We start from the raw sequence: 16,446 nt of genomic DNA, 5'->3' as shown, positions 1-16,446 counted from the left end.
GGCGCAAAAGCACGCACACAAAGTGGTGCGGCGAGCCCTGAAACCGCCCATTAGTCCGTGTTGGCTTTTGGCGTGAGCCAGCCCCGTACCCGGCGGAACAATTGCTCTTGCGCGTCTGGGTTTCCAGGCATGGCGGTCATTTCTACCTGGGTGTAATGGCTGCCCTGTTGCCGGCGGCTGGCTTGCAAGCGGGCTTTGGCGGCGTTGGTCAGCGTTGGGCTGCTGGGGTAGTAGAAGTCGGCCACTGGGAGCTTCAGCCCGCCTACCAGGGCATCCAGGCCTTGGGGCGCGGAGCCAGGGGTACGAGGCTCTACCAGGGCGAGCTTTTGTGCCCGAGAGGGCTGGCGCTCACTGAGGTAGCGGGCTGCCCAATAAGCACCGGTGCCATGGCCGAGCAATACGATGCTGCGGGCTTTTTGCTGGCCGGCAAAGGCAATGCCCGCATCGATGCGAGCGAAAATGCGTTGGGCATCGGTTTGCAGTTGCTCGTCGGTGCTTTCGCCGCCGCTGCTGGGGCTGCCTTCGCTGCCCGCCGCCGCCGCGGCTTCGATTGGCGCATTGGCATCGGGTGGGGAGGCGGTGCTGGCCGCCTTCGGTGGTGCCGGCTGGGTGTCGGCGCCGCGCGGTTGTACCGCGTCGTTGAGCGCGTCGGGTAGGCTCAGGCTGAGGCTGGCCCATTTCACATCAGGCAGGCGATTACGCATCGGTGCCACCACCGCTGGCCAGTCGGCGCTTTCGCCCGCGCCAGGCAGAATGATCACAACGCCATCGCTGTCGGGTGCGTTGGCCGGTTTCCACAGGGCCAGGAAGGTGTCGCCCCCCGCTTGCAACTGCTGCTGTTCGTCGCTGGGCAGCAAGCGGGTGAGGTCTTGGGCCTGTTCATCGCTGCGTTCGGCCAGCGGTGCGCGTGGCACGGGCACTTCGGTAGCGGGCTTGGCCGGGGCGTCTTCGGCCAGTGCCAGCGGGGGCAGCGGGAGGGCCAAGCCCAGGCATACCGCGCAAAGGGTCAAACGTCGAATGGGGGGCATCGAGCTTTCCTGGTCAACTTGGTTTGCCGAGCCTACTACGGCTATTGATAAATGAGACAACCCAAAACGCTGTTGCGCTGCCTTTGGCCGGGCAGCAGTCTTGCCGCGGTTTGCCCGCATGGCCGGTCGAGGTGCGTCATCGCCCCAGGTGGGTGGCTGGGGTACAATGCGCGGCACTGTGAACCTAGCCAGCAGGTGCGTCATGCAACCTTATGCCATTGCTCCGTCCATTCTTTCCGCTGACTTCGCCCGTTTAGGCGAGGAAGTGAACAACGTTCTTGCCGCTGGCGCCGACATTATCCATTTCGACGTGATGGACAACCACTACGTGCCCAACCTCACCATCGGCCCGATGGTATGTTCGGCGCTGCGCAAATATGGCGTAACGGCACCGATCGACGTGCACCTGATGGTCAGCCCGGTTGACCGCATCGTCGGCGACTTCATCGAAGCGGGCGCCAGCTATATCACCTTTCATCCTGAGGCCACCCAGCATGTCGACCGCTCGCTGCAGTTGGTGCGTGAGGGCGGCTGCAAGTCGGGGTTGGTGTTCAACCCGGCAACGCCGTTGGGCCTGCTTGAATATGTGATGGACAAGGTCGATATGATCCTGATCATGAGCGTCAACCCAGGCTTTGGCGGGCAAAAGTTCATTCCCGGCATGTTGAACAAGCTGCGCGAAGCGCGCGCACTCATCGACGCCAGCGGGCGCGATATTCGCCTGGAAATCGACGGCGGGGTGAACCTGCACAACATCCGGGACATTGCCGAAGCAGGTGCCGACACCTTCGTGGCCGGCTCGGCGATTTTCACCGCCCCGGATTACGCGGCGGTGATCGCCAGCATGCATGCCGAACTGGCTCTGGCGCGCCAATGAGCGGCTTCGAGCGGTTGTGTGCCGGGCAGTTGCCGCGCCTGGTGATGTTCGATCTCGATGGCACACTGGTCGATTCGGTGCCGGATTTGGCCGCCGCCGTGGATGCCACCTTACGGCAAATGGGCCGCGAGCCCGCGGGTATCGAGCGGGTCAAACTGTGGATCGGCAATGGCGCCAAGGTGCTGGTACGCCGCGCCCTGGCCGGAGGTCTCGACCACAGCGCCGTAGATGATGCCGAGGCCGAGCAGGCGCTGGCGCTGTTCATGCAGGCATACGCCGGCGACCATGCGCACACCGAGGTGTACCCCGGCGTGCGCGAAACCCTCAAGTGGTTGAAGGGCCAGGGTGTGGAAATGGCCCTGATCACCAACAAACCGGAACAATTTGTAGCGCCTTTGCTCGACCAGCTCAAGCTGGGGCGGTATTTCCGTTGGATCATCGGCGGCGATACCTTGGCACAGCAAAAGCCAGACCCGGCAGCGTTGTTCTTCGTGATGAAAATGGCCGGCGTTACCCCCGAGCAGTCGTTGTTCGTAGGCGATTCACGCAACGACATCCTCGCTGCCAAGGCCGCGGGCGTGGCCAGTGTCGGGCTTACCTATGGCTATAACCATGGTCGGCCGATTGCCGAAGAGGGGCCGGCGCTGGTGCTCGGCGACCTGCGCCAGTTGTTGCCCGGTTGCCTGGCCTCGCCCACTCAGGTAACGTTGGCCGACCTCAATGCTCAACCTGGCCGGGAACCTATCGTGGCGGGCACCTGCAAACTCTGGATGAAAGTGATCAAGGCTCTGGCCCGTTGGCGCTGGCGCGCTTGACGTTTGCCTTGCCGGCCTGGCCGGCGCGTTTGCCTGATTGTCCCTTTTATCCGCCACGAGGCAGATCATGACCCGCGAAGAATTCCTGCACCTGGCCGAGGCCGGCTACAACCGCATTCCGCTCGCCCGCGAAACTCTCGCTGACTTCGACACCCCGCTGTCCATCTACTTGAAGCTGGCAGACCAACCCAACACCTATCTGCTGGAGTCTGTGCAGGGCGGTGAAAAGTGGGGCCGTTATTCGATCATCGGCCTGGCATGCCGCACGGTATTGCGGGTTAACGACCACCGTATCGAAGTGAGCCGCGACGGCGAAGTGATCGAGCACGCCGAGGTGGCCGACCCGTTGGCATTCGTCGAGCAGTTCAAGGCCCGTTACAATGTGCCGTCCCTGCCCGGCTTGCCGCGCTTCAATGGTGGGTTGGTGGGCTACTTCGGTTACGACTGCGTTCGTTACGTGGAAACCCGCCTGGGTAAATGCCCGAACCCAGACCCGATCGGCGTACCTGATATTCTGCTGATGGTGTCTGACGCGGTGGTGGTGTTCGATAACCTGGCCGGCAAGATGCATGCGATCGTTTTGGCCGACCCCGCCGAGGCTGGCGCCTTCGAGGCGGGCCAGGCACGCCTGGACGGCTTGCTGGAACAACTGCGCCAGCCGATGGCGCCACGGCTGGGCTTGGACTTTGCCAAGGCCGCAGCGGCCGAACCGGCCTTCCGTTCGAGTTTTACCCAGGCCGACTACGAGCGCGCGGTGGGCACGATCAAGCAGTACATCCTCGCTGGCGACTGCATGCAGGTGGTGCCTTCACAGCGGATGTCGATCGACTTTAGCGCCGCGCCCATCGACCTGTACCGGGCGCTTCGTTGCTTTAACCCCACCCCGTACATGTACTTCTTCAACTTCGGCGACTTCCACGTAGTGGGAAGCTCGCCGGAGGTATTGGTAAGGGTGGAAGAGGGCGATGTAACGGTGCGTCCTATCGCGGGTACCCGCCCACGCGGCGCCACCGAGGAGGCCGACCAAGCGCTGGAGGTGGACCTGCTCAGCGACGATAAGGAAATCGCCGAGCACCTGATGCTGATCGACCTGGGCCGTAACGATACGGGCCGCGTATCGGAAGTGGGCAGCGTGCGTTTGACCGAGAAGATGGTGATCGAGCGTTACTCGAACGTGATGCACATCGTGTCGAACGTGACCGGCAAGCTCAAGGCGGGGTTGACGGCGATGGACGCGCTGCGGGCGATCTTGCCGGCGGGTACGCTGTCGGGCGCGCCGAAAGTCCGCGCAATGGAAATCATCGACGAGCTCGAGCCGGTCAAGCGTGGGGTTTATGGCGGTGCGGTGGGGTACTTCGCGTGGAACGGCAACATGGATACCGCGATCGCGATTCGCACCGCGGTCATCAAGCAAGGGCAACTGCACGTGCAGGCCGGTGGGGGTATCGTCGCCGACTCGGTGCCGGCCTTGGAATGGGAAGAAACCCTGAACAAGCGGCGGGCGATGTTCCGTGCCGTGGCCTTGGCCGAGCAAACCCCGGGTGGTTGAATCCGAACACGGCACGGGGCATCGCCCGCCGCACGTATTCGAAGGCGCCAAGCCACAGTCAGACGATTCAAGAGGTTAACCCGATGTTGCTGATGATCGACAACTACGACTCCTTTACCTACAACGTGGTGCAGTACCTGGGCGAGCTAGGGGCCGAGGTGAAAGTAGTGCGCAACGATGAGGTGAGCATTGCCGACATCGAGGCCATGGCGCCGGAGCGCATCGTCGTGTCTCCTGGGCCGTGCACGCCCACCGAGGCGGGCGTTTCCATAGAGGCCATTCTGCACTTTGCCGGCAAGCTACCGATCCTGGGTGTATGCCTGGGCCACCAGGCCATTGGCCAGGCCTACGGTGGCGAGGTGGTGCGTGCGCGCCAAGTGATGCACGGCAAAACCAGCCCCGTTTACCATAAGGGCCTGGGCGTGTTCAGCGGTTTGAACAACCCCGTGACCGTGACGCGCTACCATTCGCTCGTGGTCAAGCACAGCACCTTGCCCCCGTGCCTGGAGGTGACCGCCTGGACCCAGCACGCCGATGGCAGCTTCGACGAGATCATGGGCCTGCGCCACAAAACGCTTAACGTCGAGGGCGTACAATTCCACCCCGAGTCGATTCTGACCGAGCAGGGCCACGCCCTGCTGGCCAATTTTCTCAAGCAAGCCGGCGGCGCACGCCAAGCTTAAGGAGCGAGCATGGATATCAAGAGCGCCCTGGCCCGTGTCGTCGAGCAGTTGGACCTGAGCACGGACGAAATGCGCGATGTAATGGGCCAGATCATGACCGGCCAATGCACCGATGCGCAGGTTGGCGCCCTGCTGATGGGCTTGCGGATGAAAAGTGAAAGCATCGATGAGATCGTCGGTGCGGTGTCGGCCATGCGAGAGCTCGCCGGCAAGGTTCACTTGCAATCGCTGGACCGCGTGGTCGATATCGTGGGCACCGGTGGCGATGGGGCCAATATCTTCAATGTGTCCACCGCGTCGGCGTTGGTGGCTGCCGCCGCCGGCTGCACCGTGGCCAAGCATGGCAACCGGGCGGTGTCGGGTAAAAGTGGCAGCGCCGATTTACTCGAAGCTGCCGGGGTGTACTTGAACCTTGAACCGGTGCAAGTGGCGCGCTGCATTGAAAGCGTCGGGGTGGGTTTCATGTTTGCCCAGGCCCACCATGGCGCAATGAAGTATGCCGCCGGGCCGCGCCGGGAGCTGGGCTTGCGCACGCTGTTCAACATGCTCGGCCCGCTGACCAACCCGGCCGGGGTCGTGCATCAGGTGGTCGGTGTGTTCACCCAGGCGCTGTGCCGCCCGGTTGCCGAGGTGTTGCTGCGCCTGGGCAGCAAGCATGTGCTGGTGGTGCATTCCAAAGACGGCCTGGACGAATTCAGCTTGGCGGCGCCCACCTTTGTGGTGGAACTCAAAGGTGGCGAGGTGGCCGAGTACTGGGTGCAGCCTGAAGACCTGGGCATCCAGAGCCAAAGCCTCTACGGCCTGGACGTAGCCAGCCCGCAGGCTTCCCTGGCGCTCATTCGCGATGCCCTGGGCCGGCGCAAAACGCCGAGTGGGCAGAAGGCCGCCGAGATGATCGTGCTCAACGCCGGCGCGGCGCTCTACGCCGCCGACCATGCCAAAACCCTCAAAGAAGGCGTGGCCTTGGCCCATGACGCGTTGCACACCGGCCTTGCCCGGGAAAAACTCGAAGAGCTAGGCGCATTCACCGCCGTATTCAAGCAGGAGAACCAAGCATGAGTGTGCCCACGGTGTTGGAGAAAATCCTCACCCGCAAGGCTGAGGAAGTCGCCGAGCGCCGCGGCCGGATCAGCCTGGCTGAAGTCGAACGCCTGGCCGCCGCGGCAAGCCCGGTGCGCGGCTTTGCCCAGGCGCTGCGAGCCCAGGCGGCGCGCAAGCAGCCGGCGGTGATCGCCGAGGTGAAGAAGGCATCGCCGAGCAAAGGCGTGATTCGTGAACATTTCGTACCGCAAGCCATTGCCCAAAGCTATGCCAAAGGCGGCGCGACGTGCTTGTCGGTGCTCACCGACATCGACTTTTTCCAAGGTGCCGATGCCTACTTGCAGCAAGCGCGGGGCGCCTGCGACTTGCCGGTGATTCGTAAGGATTTCATGATCGACCCGTACCAGGTTGCCGAGGCACGGGCCCTGGGCGCCGACTGCATTCTGCTGATCGTGGCTGCACTTGAAGACGCACGCATGGCCGAACTCGCTGCCGTTGCCAAGGCACATGGCCTGGACGTGTTGGTCGAGGTGCACAATGGCGATGAACTGGAGCGTGCGCTCAAGCTCGACACGCCGCTGGTGGGAATCAATAACCGCAACTTGCATACGTTCGATGTAAGCCTTGAAAACACCCTCGATCTGCTGCCGCGTATCCCACGTGATCGGCTGGTGATCACCGAGAGTGGCATCGTCAACCGCGCCGATGTCGAGCTGATGGAAATCAATGACGTGTATGCCTTCCTGGTAGGCGAGGCGTTCATGCGTGCAGAAAACCCCGGGCTGGAACTGCAGCGCTTGTTCTTTCCCGAGCAGGTGCCTTCGGCCCTGCCCAAGCCGTTGGATTGACATGGCGCCGGTGCTGCGGGTAACCACCGAGGCGGGCTTGGCTGCTGAACAACAGCTGCTGGCGGACGTGTGTGCCGGTAAAGCCACCGATGGCGTGTTGTTCTGGCAAGCCACGGACCGGGCGCTGGTGATGCCGCGGCGTATGAGCCGGCTGGAGGGCTTCGATGCGGCCAGCGCCGCCGTGGCAGCCACCGGTTGGCCGGTGCTGTTGCGTGAAACCGGCGGTGAACCGGTACCGCAGTCGGCGGCGACGATCAATGTGGCCTTGGTGTATGCCGCCCCACGCAGCGAGGGTGATCGCAACCGTATCGAGGCCGCCTATGAACGGCTCTGCCAACCACTGTGCCAGCTGCTGCACAGCCTGGGTGGGGAGCCAACCGTGGGCGAGGTGCCCGGAGCCTTTTGCGACGGCCGTTACAACGTAAACCTGGGCGGGCGCAAGTGGGTGGGTACGGCCCAGCGCTGGCGGCAGGGGCTCAGCGGTTCACGGCCGGTGGTATTAGCGCACGGCGCCATGCTGATGGGCGACGAGCGCCAAGCGATGGTGGCGGCGGTCAACCGCTTCAACCACGTGTGTGGGCTACCCCAGCGCTGCAACGCCGCCAGCCACATTGGCCTCTGGGAACGGTTCCCCGCTGCCCAGGTGGTGCAACCCTTAGCGCATGCCTACCAGGCGTTGCTCGAAACACTGCGGGCCATGCCTCAGCGCGTGCCGTAAACCACCATCGTTTTGCCCTTCACGGCGATCAGGCGCTGCATTTCCAGGTCTTTTAGCACCCGGCCGACCATTTCCCGAGAGCAGCCGACGATCCGGCCAATTTCCTGGCGGGTGATTTTGATCTGCATACCGTCGGGGTGGGTCATGGCATCAGGCTGCTTGCACAATTCGAGCAGGCAGCGTGCGACCCGGCCGGTTACATCGAAGAACGCCAAATCGCCCACCTTGCGGGTGGTGTTGCGCAGGCGCTGGGCTATTTGACCGCTGATGGCGTAAAGCATGTCAGGTTCCTGCTCGGCCAGTTCGCGAAAGCGCCCATAGCTGATCTCGGCCACCTCGCATTCGGTTCGGGTGCGGACCCAGGCGCTGCGCTGTCCGTCGCCTGGCGGCGGATCGAACAAGCCCAGTTCGCCTACGAAGTCGCCAGCATTGAGGTAGGCGATAATCATTTCGCGGCCCTCGTCATCCTCGATCAGCACGGTGACCGAGCCCTTGATGATGTACGAAAGGGTTTGTGATTGATTCCCTGCGCAGATCAAGTTGCTTTTGGCCGCATACCGGCGGCGCTGGCTGTAGGCCAATAACTTATCGATGCACTTGATCTTCGAAGCTGGGAGGGCCATCGCGGGGTCTCGGCTAGTGCTGTGTATGCATGTTTGGCGCCATCAAATTGGCACCACTGTATCAGAATCGATGCGCGATGCGATACGGCGAGCCTGGGCAAATGCTCGGGGAGCGCGCTGTGCTAAGCTGGCGCATTTTTCCCAGAGGAGGCCGATATGAAGGCGCGTATTCAATGGGCCGGCGAGGCCATGTTTTTGGGTGAATCCGGCAGCGGCCACGTGGTGGTGATGGACGGCCCGCCCGAAGCCGGCGGGCGCAACCTCGGCGTGCGGCCCATGGAAATGGTGCTGATCGGCCTGGGCGGCTGCAGCAACTTCGACGTGGTGAGCATCCTCAAGAAGGCTCGCCAACCGGTGGAGAGCTGTGAGGCGTTCGTCGAAGCCGAGCGCGCGGGCGAAGACCCTAAGGTGTTCACCAAGGTGCACCTTCACTTTGTGGTCAAGGGCCGCGGCCTGAAAGAGGCCCAGGTCAAGCGTGCGGTGGAGTTGTCTGCCGAGAAGTATTGCTCGGCTTCGATCATGCTCGGCCGCGCCGGCGTCGAGATTACCCACACCTACGAAATCGTCGAATTGGGCTGAGTGATACACACCGGTCATAAAAGTACCCGATGCTCTAGCAGTGCGTGGCCGGCGGCTGCATAATGCGCCCCTTTTTCGAGGCCCGGTTGCACGCCGGGCCCCGATCGGACGGTGTCCGGCCAAACAACCAAAATCGCCAATGCGAAGAGGTGTAAATCGCCCTACGCAGGTGTGCAGTACACACCTGACGGGCATGCTCGATCACGCGGCCAGGCCGCACTTGCACAGAGAGTTTTAAACGGTGAAAAGCAAACTCAAGCTCCACGGGTTCAACAACCTGACCAAGACCTTGAGCTTCAACATCTATGACATCTGCTATGCGCAAACTCCGCAAGACCAACAGGCGTATGTGGAGTACATCAACCAAGAGTACGACGCCGCGCGCCTGACGCAGATTCTGACTGATGTTGTAGATATCATTGGTGCCAATATCCTGAATATCGCCCGGCAGGATTACGAACCGCAAGGCGCCAGTGTGACCATCCTGATCTCCGAGCAACCGGTCACCCCGACCGATAGCCAGATCGAGGAATCGCCGGGCCCATTGCCCGATACTATTCTGGCGCATCTGGATAAAAGCCATATCACCGTTCATACCTACCCGGAAATTCACCCGGACAACGGCATCGCCACATTCCGTGTCGACATCGATGTGTCGACCTGTGGGGTGATTTCGCCGCTTAAGGCATTGAATTACCTGATCCATCAATTCGATTCAGACATCGTTACCGTGGATTATCGCGTACGCGGCTTTACCCGCGACATCGAGGGGCGCAAGCATTTCATCGACCATGAGATCAATTCTATTCAGAATTACCTTTCGGACGATACCCGGGGCGCCTACCAGATGCTTGACGTGAACGTGTACCAGGAAAACCTGTTTCACACCAAGATGCTGCTCAAGCAATTCGAACTGGATAACTACCTGTTTGGTGATGCCACCAACAATTTATCCTCGCAGCAGCGCGAGCAGGTCACTGAACGTGTACGCCACGAAATGCTCGAAATCTTTTATGGCCGCAACGTCGCCTGACGTCTCGCCCAAACGAAAAAGCCCAGGCATTGCCCTGGGCTTTTTTCATATGCGTGGCACGCCTTGAAGCACGCACAGGTGTTATCGCGTGACGCTGCTGCCGCAAGGGCAGCGATGATGCGGCCTCGCAGTAAAAGGCACAGCCAACTTCTGAGGCGCCACGTTATACGCGGTAGGTGGTGGTGGTCATCACCTTGGCCAACAAGCTCATGCCGAACTTGACCGGCGCGGCGAAGCGCAGGCCACCGGCGCCCAGTGCCACTTCGGCGTGCTGGGCTTCATCAAGGCGCATCTGCTCGAGAATCGCCCGCGACTGGCGGTCTTCGGCTGGCAGCTTTTGCAGGTGTTCATCCAGGTGCTTGCACACCTGATGCTCGGTGGCCGCCACGAACCCAAGGCTGACCTTGTCGCTGATCAACCCGGCTAACGCGCCGAGACCAAACGACATACCGTAGAACAGCGGGTTAAGCACACTAGGGCGGCCGCCCAGTTGGCGAATCCGCTGCTCGCACCAGGCCAGGTGGTCGACTTCTTCCGCGGCTGCATGCTCCATCGCGTTGCGCACGGTGGGCAGCGTGGCGGTCAGGGCTTGGCCCTGGTACAGCGCTTGCGCACACACCTCGCCGGTGTGGTTGATGCGCATCAGGCCGGCCGCATGGCGGCTGTCGCGTTCGCTCATGTCGGCGTTGGGTTGCAGCACCGCCGGTGAAGGCCGTGCCGGCTGGCCACTGAAGGGCAGCAGTGTGCGGGCCGCAGTATCGGCCTGAAGCAGCAGTTTATCGAGAGGGGAATACTGGCGTTCGACGGCCACGAGAACCTCCGTTGGGCAAGGCTGGCGAAGCCGCGCAAGCGATGCGCGGCGCGAAGAGGGCGGTCAGCCCGGCGGCCAGTGCATCTGGCGCTGGCCGAGCACGTGCATATGAATGTGGTAGACCGTTTGGCCACCGTCTTCGTTGGTATTCATCACAACCCTGAAGCCCTCTTCGCAACCCAGTTCTTTGGCCAGGCGCTGGGCGGTAAAAACGATATGGCCGAGCAAGGGTATATCCTGCTCGGTGACGTCGGCCAGGGTTCTGATGTGCTGTTTCGGCACGACCAAAAAATGCACCGGCGCCTGTGGGGCTATATCGTGGAAGGCGACCACTTGATCGTCTTCGTAGATGAACTTCGCCGGTATTTCCCGGTTGATGATCTTGGTGAAGAGAGTATCCACAGCGGGTCCTCCAGGGTGGATGTTAGTGCCCCCAGTGTACTGAGCCCAGGCTGCGCCGCCCAGTGCTTTGCGTCAATACGGTGCGTACCGGCGGTTGGCCCAGGCAGCCAGCTTGCGACGCAGCCAGCGTGGGCCAAGGCACCCGGCACGCAGCAGCCAACGGTTACGCCAGCCGGGAATGATCAGCGCGCGATTTTTGGCCAATGCCCGCACTGTGTAAAGTGCCACTTCGTCGGCGCGCTGCGGCCAGGCGCTGCGTTCTAATCGAGGGGTGTTGCGCAGCGGCGACCGAACCGGGCCGGGGCAAAGCACCGACACCCGAATGCCCGTTTGCTTGAGCTCCTCGCGAAGGCCTTCGGAAAAATGCAGCACGAAGGCTTTGCTGGCCGCATAGCTGCTCATCCACGGCCCCGGCTGGAAGGCGGCGGCCGACGCAACGTTGAGAATCTGCCCGCCACCCTGCACCGCCATGCTGTTACCCAGGGCATGGCGCAGGCGGGCAAGGGCCAGCACGTTGAGCTCGAGCAGGTCCTGTTCCTGGCCCCAATCTTGCGCCAGGAAGTGCCCATGGGAGCGTACCCCAGCGCAATTGACCAGCAGGTTGATGCGGGTTTGGTTTTCTTCAAGCTCGAGCAAGAAGCCCGACAGGCGCAGCGGCTCGCCCAGGTCACAGGCCCGGAACAGCACCTCGACACCGAAGCGTTGGGTAAGCTCCAGGGCAATGGTTTCCAGCGCATCACGCTGGCGGGCGACGAGGATCAGCGAGCGGCCCTGGCGTGCCAGCGCCTCGGCCAAGGCCAGGCCAAGGCCGCTGGACGCACCGGTGATCAAAGCGTAAGGGGGCATTGCAAGGTTCTCCAGCCGGGCGCTACCGAAGCGGCGCCTCTACCCCGGCCAGTGTAATCGCAACGGCGGCCCCACGCAGGCATCAGCGCAAGAGCGAAGGTAGGTCGCCAAGAACCGCGAGCAAGAATAGGCCGATGAACGCCGCCAGGCCCAGTACCGCCAACAGCTTCACTGCCGTGTTGTTCGGTGGCGGCGGTGGGCCGAAACGGTTACGCCCAGGGTCGCCAGGCATCACCAGCATCACCAGCGCGAAGATATTGTTACCCAATGGCACTAGATAGAGCAGCAACCACCAGGCAGACCAGCCAATGTCGTGCAGCCGCTGGGCACAGATGCGAACCCCGACAACCAGTGCGGCTACCCCCACCGTGCCAAGGAGCAGCAGGCTTACCGCGGCGTTGAGCGAATACACCACCTTCAATAGGGCCAATGTGATGGGAAACCCCACCAGCATGAAGACGAATGTCCAGGCCAGGTAGCGCAACCTGCCAATACGGCCGTTGCGGGTTGTCCAGTTGAGTTCGGCGTACACTGGGGTCGTTACAAGGTCGGCCTTGGGCGGCTCGAATGGGGAGGGAGGCTGCATGTCGACAAGTCCTTGTCATCTGACGAGCGGCGCAAGATACAAGGTCGCAGCGCCGCTTTCCACTGACGGTCAGAACGGTTTTACTACCGCCAATATGACTACGGCCAGTAATATCAGCACGGGCAACTCGTTGAACCAGCGGTAAAAGGTGTGGCTGCGTCGGTTTTCGTCACGGGCGAATCGCTTGAGCTGGGCACCGCACACATGGTGGTAGCCGATCAATACCACCACCAGCGCCAACTTGGCGTGCAACCAGCCCTGGCTCAGCCAGCCAGGGTTGAGGTAGAGCATCCAGCCGCCGATCAGCAGGGTAGCGATCATCGAAGGCCCCATGATGCCGCGGTAAAGCTTGCGCTCCATGACCTTGAAGCGGTCGCGGCTGGTGGCGTCTTCGCTCATGGCGTGGTAAACGAACAGGCGGGGTAGGTAGAACAGGCCGGCGAACCAGCAAACGACGGCGACGATATGCAGGGCCTTTAGCCAAAGATAGAGCATAGTGGTGTATTCCAGGGTCACGGTGCGCCGATGGTAGACGCCACGGGCGGCGGGCGCCACTTCTCAATGAGTGGTTGATTCTTGACCAATTTACTCAGGCAAGCGGATAATGCCAGCCTTTTCGCAACACGTCGGCTAGCGCCGGGAGAGAGTCAACATGAGCGTCGAGTCCTTTACCCCAACGGCTTTGCAATTCACCCAGGGTGCCGCGCACAAGGTGAAGACCCTGGTCGAGGAAGAAGGTAACGAGCGCCTGAAGTTACGCGTGTTCGTCACGGGGGGCGGCTGCTCGGGCTTCCAATACGGTTTTACCTTCGACGAAGACATTGCCGAGGATGACACCCTTGTGGAACGCGAGGGCGTGAGCCTGGTGGTGGACCCAATGAGCTACCAGTACCTGGCCGGTGCCGAGGTGGACTACCAGGAGGGCTTGGAAGGCTCGCGTTTCGTGATCAACAACCCCAATGCCACCACCACTTGCGGCTGTGGCCAGTCGTTTTCGATCTGAGGGCCGGCGTTACCCCGGTTGTCAGGCGGGGTAAAGTGCGCCAAGCACCCGCAGGCCCTTAGCGCCAGTGACTGTCGGCCGATTGCCGGCGATGCGCTCCAGGCAGCAATGGGCCAACCAAGCGAATGCCATGGCCTCCATCCAATCGGGGTCCACCCCCCAGGCCTGAGTGCTGGCTACTTGGGCGCCGGGTAGCAGGGTTTGTAGCCGCTGCATCAATGCGCCGTTGTGTGCCCCTCCGCCACACACCAACACGTGCGAAGTTTCGTTTTGCGCCCGTTTCAGTGCATCTACTACGCTGCGCGCGGTCAGTTCCAGCAACGTGGCTTGCACGTCGTGCGCTGCCACCTGTAACCCGTTCAATTGCTGTTGCAGCCAGGGCAGGTTGAACACCTCGCGCCCCGTGCTTTTGGGCCCGGTACCGGAAAAAAACGGGGCGGCCAGCAAGCGTGCCAGCAAGGGCGGGTGTACCTGGCCGCTGGCGGCCCACTGGCCAGCCTGGTCGAAGGCCGCGCCCTTTTGCTGTTGAATCCAGGCGTCCATCAGCACATTGCCGGGGCCGCAATCGAAACCTCGGACCGCTTGGCCGTCATCGATGAGGCTCACATTGGTAAAGCCCCCTACGTTAAGCACAGCCACATGGCTGGCCAGGTCACGAAACAGCCAATCATGGAAGGCGGGCGCCAGCGGTGCGCCCTGGCCCTCGGCGGCCACGTCGCGGCGGCGGAAGTCGGCCACAACGTCGATACCGGTTAATTCTGCCAGTAAGGCTGGGTTGCCTATTTGCACCGTAAAGCCCCGGGCCGGCTCATGGCGTATGGTTTGCCCATGGCTGCCGATGGCGCGGACGTGTGAAGGCTCAAGCTGCTGCTGCGCCAGTAATCGCCTTATGCCCTGGGCGGCGAGGCGCGCCCAGGCGTTTTCCGCAAGTGCGGCACGGGCAATTTCGTCGCCACCGGGGGTGCATAAGGCCAGTAGGCTCTGGCGGAGCGTAGGCGGCATGGGCAGGTAATGGCTGGCCAATAGCTGTAAATGCCCGGTTTGCTGATCAACCAAGGCAATGTCCAGCCCATCCAGGCTGGTACCGGACATCACGCCCAGATACAGTGCCATTTCAGCGTTTGTTCGAGGCCAGCAACGTTGCACGCTCCTGGTCCATCTGCGCCATCAGGGTCTGGCTTAGCTGCGTAAAGCGCCCACGCTCGCTACGGGCGATGGGTTCAGCCATCGGCAACTTTTGCCCCAATGGATCGACGTGGGTTCCATTGACCTGGAACTCATAGTGCACGTGAGGCCCGGTGGCCAACCCCGTGGTGCCTATATAACCGATCACCTGGCCTTGTTTAACCGTAGCACCGCTGCCAATCCCTCTGGCAAAGCCCTGCATGTGGCCATAGAGGGTCCGGTAAGTGGCGCCGTGCTGGATGATTACGGTGTTGCCATAACCGCCCTTGCGACCGGCGAGGATCACCTTGCCATCGCCGGTGGCCTTGATCGGCGTGCCACGCGCTGCGGCGTAGTCCACGCCTTGGTGCGCGCGGATGGTATTGAGGATCGGGTGCTGGCGCGCGCCGGAGAAGCGCGAGCTGATCCGGGCGTAATCCACCGGGGAGCGCACGAACGCTTTGCGCATGCTGTTGCCTTCGGCCGTGTAGTAACTGCTATTACCCTGTTTGTTGGTATAGCGCACGGCGGTGTAATTCTTCCCCCGGCTGGCGAAGCGCGCGGCAACGATGTTGCCATTGCCGATAACCTTACCGTCGAGCACCTGCTGCTCATAGATCACGTCGAACTGGTCGCCTGGGTGAATGTCCTGGGTGAAATCCAAGTCATAGCCAAAGATATTGGCCAAGTCCATGATCTGCCCATGGGAAAGCCCGGCTTTTTGCGCCGACAGCGATAATGAGCTGTTGATCACCCCGTGCGCGTAGGCATTGCGCATGACCGGCTTTTCGACCGTGCGCTCGAACGCAAAGCCGGTGGCGTTGCGCTGCAAGCGAATGGTTTCCAAGTGGCTCAACTGGGTGTGCAGGCTTTGTAATTGGCCCTCGGGCGTGAGTTCGAACTGCAGAACCTGCCCATGCTTGAGGTGGGTGAACTTCCGGGCTTGTGGGTCGCTGTCCAATGCGGCTTGCACTTCTGCCGCCGACAGCCCGACCTTTTGGAACAGCGTGGAAAGCGTGTCGCCTTTGGCGACCAAGACCTGGCGGTGCAGCCCGGCGTCCTGGGCTTGCTCCATGGCCTTTTGCGCCGGCGCCTGCTCGGCGCTCCCGTCATCGGCGGGGGTGTCGCCTTCTATCTGTGCAAACGGGGACGGCTCGCTAGGGCTGGCCACGCCTTCGTCGGGCGTGGGCTGGTCCTTTAGGGTGTCGGCCGGGGACTCCATGTCCAAGGCCCTCGATGTGCGTTTGGCTTCTACTTCGCTGGTAGGGAATACCAACAGGGCCAAGCTGAGTAAGGCGGCGATGCCGCTGGCGGCCAAGAGGTGGCTTTTGGGGTCAAACGGGGGGGCTTTCGGCGATACGTTGGTCATGATTTTGGCTTTGAAAATGAAATAGATGGACGGGAAATGGTGAACATGACGATGAAGATGATGAAATAACTGTATAAAATATAACCAAAATCACGTTAAGGCAACCCTCGCAGACGTCGCCGGGCATGCGCCAAGTCACATTTTGAGCAGGCCTTGGCCCTGAAGGGGCAATCTTGTATGTTTGCTCCCTTTGAGTCTGAACCTTGCGGGCCCCCTATGAAGTCGGTAGATGAGCAACTCGCGCTGATCAAGCGCGGCGCGGATGAACTATTGGTCGAGGCCGAACTGGTCGAGAAGCTCAAGCGTGGGCAGCCGCTAAGGATCAAGGCCGGTTTCGACCCTACCGCGCCTGACCTACACCTGGGCCATACGGTGTTGATCAACAAGCTTCGCCAGTTCCAAGCGTTGGGGCACCAGGTTATCTTCCTGATTGGCGACTTCACCGGCATGATCGGCGACCCCAGCGGCAAG

At 61.8% G+C, this 16,446-nt stretch carries 19 protein-coding genes and 1 pseudogene; 11 read left to right on the top strand and 9 right to left on the bottom strand.

What is annotated here, in order from left to right; genetic code table 11:
• Positions 1 to 50: 50 nt before the first annotated feature.
• On the bottom strand, positions 51 to 1,028 hold the full coding sequence (locus HAQ05_RS00100; RefSeq protein ID WP_190416552.1) for an alpha/beta hydrolase family protein: 978 nt from the start codon (positions 1,026 to 1,028) through the stop codon (positions 51 to 53).
• Between the two features lie 202 nt (positions 1,029 to 1,230).
• On the opposite strand from HAQ05_RS00100, the gene rpe reads away from it, so the two are divergent.
• The 7 genes from rpe to HAQ05_RS00065 all read left to right on the top strand — a co-directional run bounded on the left by rpe (position 1,231) and on the right by HAQ05_RS00065 (position 7,559).
• Positions 1,231 to 1,905, top strand: a complete 675-nt coding sequence (gene rpe / locus HAQ05_RS00095) for a ribulose-phosphate 3-epimerase (RefSeq protein ID WP_190416551.1) — start codon at positions 1,231 to 1,233, stop codon at positions 1,903 to 1,905.
• Positions 1,902 to 2,720, top strand: coding sequence for a phosphoglycolate phosphatase (locus tag HAQ05_RS00090; protein ID WP_190416550.1), 819 nt, complete (start codon positions 1,902 to 1,904; stop codon positions 2,718 to 2,720). The genes rpe and HAQ05_RS00090 overlap by 4 nt, the downstream gene beginning before the upstream one ends.
• A gap of 67 nt (positions 2,721 to 2,787) precedes the next feature.
• On the top strand, positions 2,788 to 4,269 hold the full coding sequence (gene trpE, locus HAQ05_RS00085) for an anthranilate synthase component I (RefSeq protein ID WP_190416549.1): 1,482 nt from the start codon (positions 2,788 to 2,790) through the stop codon (positions 4,267 to 4,269).
• Between the two features lie 83 nt (positions 4,270 to 4,352).
• Entirely contained in the window at positions 4,353 to 4,952 is a 600-nt protein-coding gene (locus HAQ05_RS00080) for an aminodeoxychorismate/anthranilate synthase component II (protein ID WP_190416548.1), read from the top strand.
• Between the two features lie 9 nt (positions 4,953 to 4,961).
• The gene (trpD, locus tag HAQ05_RS00075; RefSeq protein WP_190416547.1) at positions 4,962 to 6,011 is read left to right on the top strand and encodes an anthranilate phosphoribosyltransferase; all 1,050 of its coding nucleotides are present in this window, start codon (positions 4,962 to 4,964) and stop codon (positions 6,009 to 6,011) included.
• Entirely contained in the window at positions 6,008 to 6,841 is an 834-nt protein-coding gene (trpC, locus tag HAQ05_RS00070; RefSeq protein ID WP_190416546.1) for an indole-3-glycerol phosphate synthase TrpC, read from the top strand. Before trpD ends, trpC begins: the two co-directional genes overlap by 4 nt.
• A 1-nt stretch (position 6,842) precedes the next feature.
• Positions 6,843 to 7,559 (top strand): lipoate--protein ligase family protein, encoded by a 717-nt coding sequence (locus HAQ05_RS00065; protein WP_190416545.1) that lies wholly within the window; start codon positions 6,843 to 6,845, stop codon positions 7,557 to 7,559.
• Here the strand turns inward: HAQ05_RS00065 and crp are convergent.
• Positions 7,544 to 8,182 carry a cAMP-activated global transcriptional regulator CRP gene (crp, locus tag HAQ05_RS00060; RefSeq protein WP_190416544.1) on the bottom strand — a complete coding sequence of 213 codons (639 nt, stop codon included), beginning with the start codon at positions 8,180 to 8,182 and terminating at the stop codon, positions 7,544 to 7,546. The two genes, HAQ05_RS00065 and crp, sit on opposite strands and share 16 nt — an antisense overlap.
• Before the next feature lie 156 nt (positions 8,183 to 8,338).
• On the opposite strand from crp, the gene HAQ05_RS00055 reads away from it, so the two are divergent.
• Both HAQ05_RS00055 and speD read left to right on the top strand, forming a co-directional pair.
• Positions 8,339 to 8,761, top strand: a complete 423-nt coding sequence (locus HAQ05_RS00055) for an OsmC family protein (protein WP_190416543.1) — start codon at positions 8,339 to 8,341, stop codon at positions 8,759 to 8,761.
• Between the two features lie 241 nt (positions 8,762 to 9,002).
• Positions 9,003 to 9,794, top strand: a complete 792-nt coding sequence (speD, locus tag HAQ05_RS00050; protein ID WP_190416542.1) for an adenosylmethionine decarboxylase — start codon at positions 9,003 to 9,005, stop codon at positions 9,792 to 9,794.
• Between the two features lie 163 nt (positions 9,795 to 9,957).
• Here speD and coq7 read toward each other — a convergent pair whose 3' ends face one another.
• From coq7 to hemJ, 5 genes are all read right to left on the bottom strand, one after another.
• On the bottom strand, positions 9,958 to 10,605 hold the full coding sequence (gene coq7 / locus HAQ05_RS00045; RefSeq protein ID WP_190416541.1) for a 2-polyprenyl-3-methyl-6-methoxy-1,4-benzoquinone monooxygenase: 648 nt from the start codon (positions 10,603 to 10,605) through the stop codon (positions 9,958 to 9,960).
• A gap of 63 nt (positions 10,606 to 10,668) precedes the next feature.
• Positions 10,669 to 11,007, bottom strand: coding sequence for an HIT domain-containing protein (locus HAQ05_RS00040; RefSeq protein ID WP_190416540.1), 339 nt, complete (start codon positions 11,005 to 11,007; stop codon positions 10,669 to 10,671).
• 72 nt (positions 11,008 to 11,079) lie between these two features.
• A complete protein-coding gene (locus HAQ05_RS00035) occupies positions 11,080 to 11,853 on the bottom strand; it encodes an SDR family NAD(P)-dependent oxidoreductase (RefSeq protein ID WP_190416539.1) in 774 nt (257 codons plus the stop codon).
• 82 nt (positions 11,854 to 11,935) lie between these two features.
• Positions 11,936 to 12,439: a DUF805 domain-containing protein gene (locus HAQ05_RS00030; RefSeq protein ID WP_190416538.1), complete on the bottom strand. Its 504-nt coding sequence runs from the start codon at positions 12,437 to 12,439 to the stop codon at positions 11,936 to 11,938.
• Between the two features lie 69 nt (positions 12,440 to 12,508).
• Positions 12,509 to 12,934: a protoporphyrinogen oxidase HemJ gene (hemJ, locus tag HAQ05_RS00025; protein WP_190416537.1), complete on the bottom strand. Its 426-nt coding sequence runs from the start codon at positions 12,932 to 12,934 to the stop codon at positions 12,509 to 12,511.
• A 157-nt stretch (positions 12,935 to 13,091) separates the two neighbouring features.
• Here hemJ and erpA point away from each other — a divergent pair, with 157 nt between their 5' ends.
• Positions 13,092 to 13,442 (top strand): iron-sulfur cluster insertion protein ErpA, encoded by a 351-nt coding sequence (gene erpA, locus HAQ05_RS00020; RefSeq protein ID WP_190416536.1) that lies wholly within the window; start codon positions 13,092 to 13,094, stop codon positions 13,440 to 13,442.
• A 21-nt stretch (positions 13,443 to 13,463) separates the two neighbouring features.
• Here erpA and HAQ05_RS00015 read toward each other — a convergent pair whose 3' ends face one another.
• Together HAQ05_RS00015 and HAQ05_RS00010 are read right to left on the bottom strand one after the other, a co-directional pair.
• A complete protein-coding gene (locus tag HAQ05_RS00015) occupies positions 13,464 to 14,555 on the bottom strand; it encodes an anhydro-N-acetylmuramic acid kinase (protein WP_190416535.1) in 1,092 nt (363 codons plus the stop codon).
• Position 14,556: 1 nt separating this feature from the next.
• Entirely contained in the window at positions 14,557 to 15,975 is a 1,419-nt protein-coding gene (locus HAQ05_RS00010; RefSeq protein WP_190416534.1) for a peptidoglycan DD-metalloendopeptidase family protein, read from the bottom strand.
• Between the two features lie 216 nt (positions 15,976 to 16,191).
• On the opposite strand from HAQ05_RS00010, the pseudogene HAQ05_RS00005 reads away from it, so the two are divergent.
• Positions 16,192 to 16,446: pseudogene (locus HAQ05_RS00005) on the top strand (tyrosine--tRNA ligase); the annotation flags it as partial.

Origin of the sequence: Pseudomonas typographi, from assembly GCF_014694385.1 — a bacterium.
Taxonomy (GTDB): Bacteria; Pseudomonadota; Gammaproteobacteria; order Pseudomonadales; family Pseudomonadaceae; genus Aquipseudomonas; species Aquipseudomonas typographi.
The sequence above is the reverse complement of the archived record's forward strand: the minus strand, read 5'-3'. Positions and strand labels throughout refer to the sequence as shown.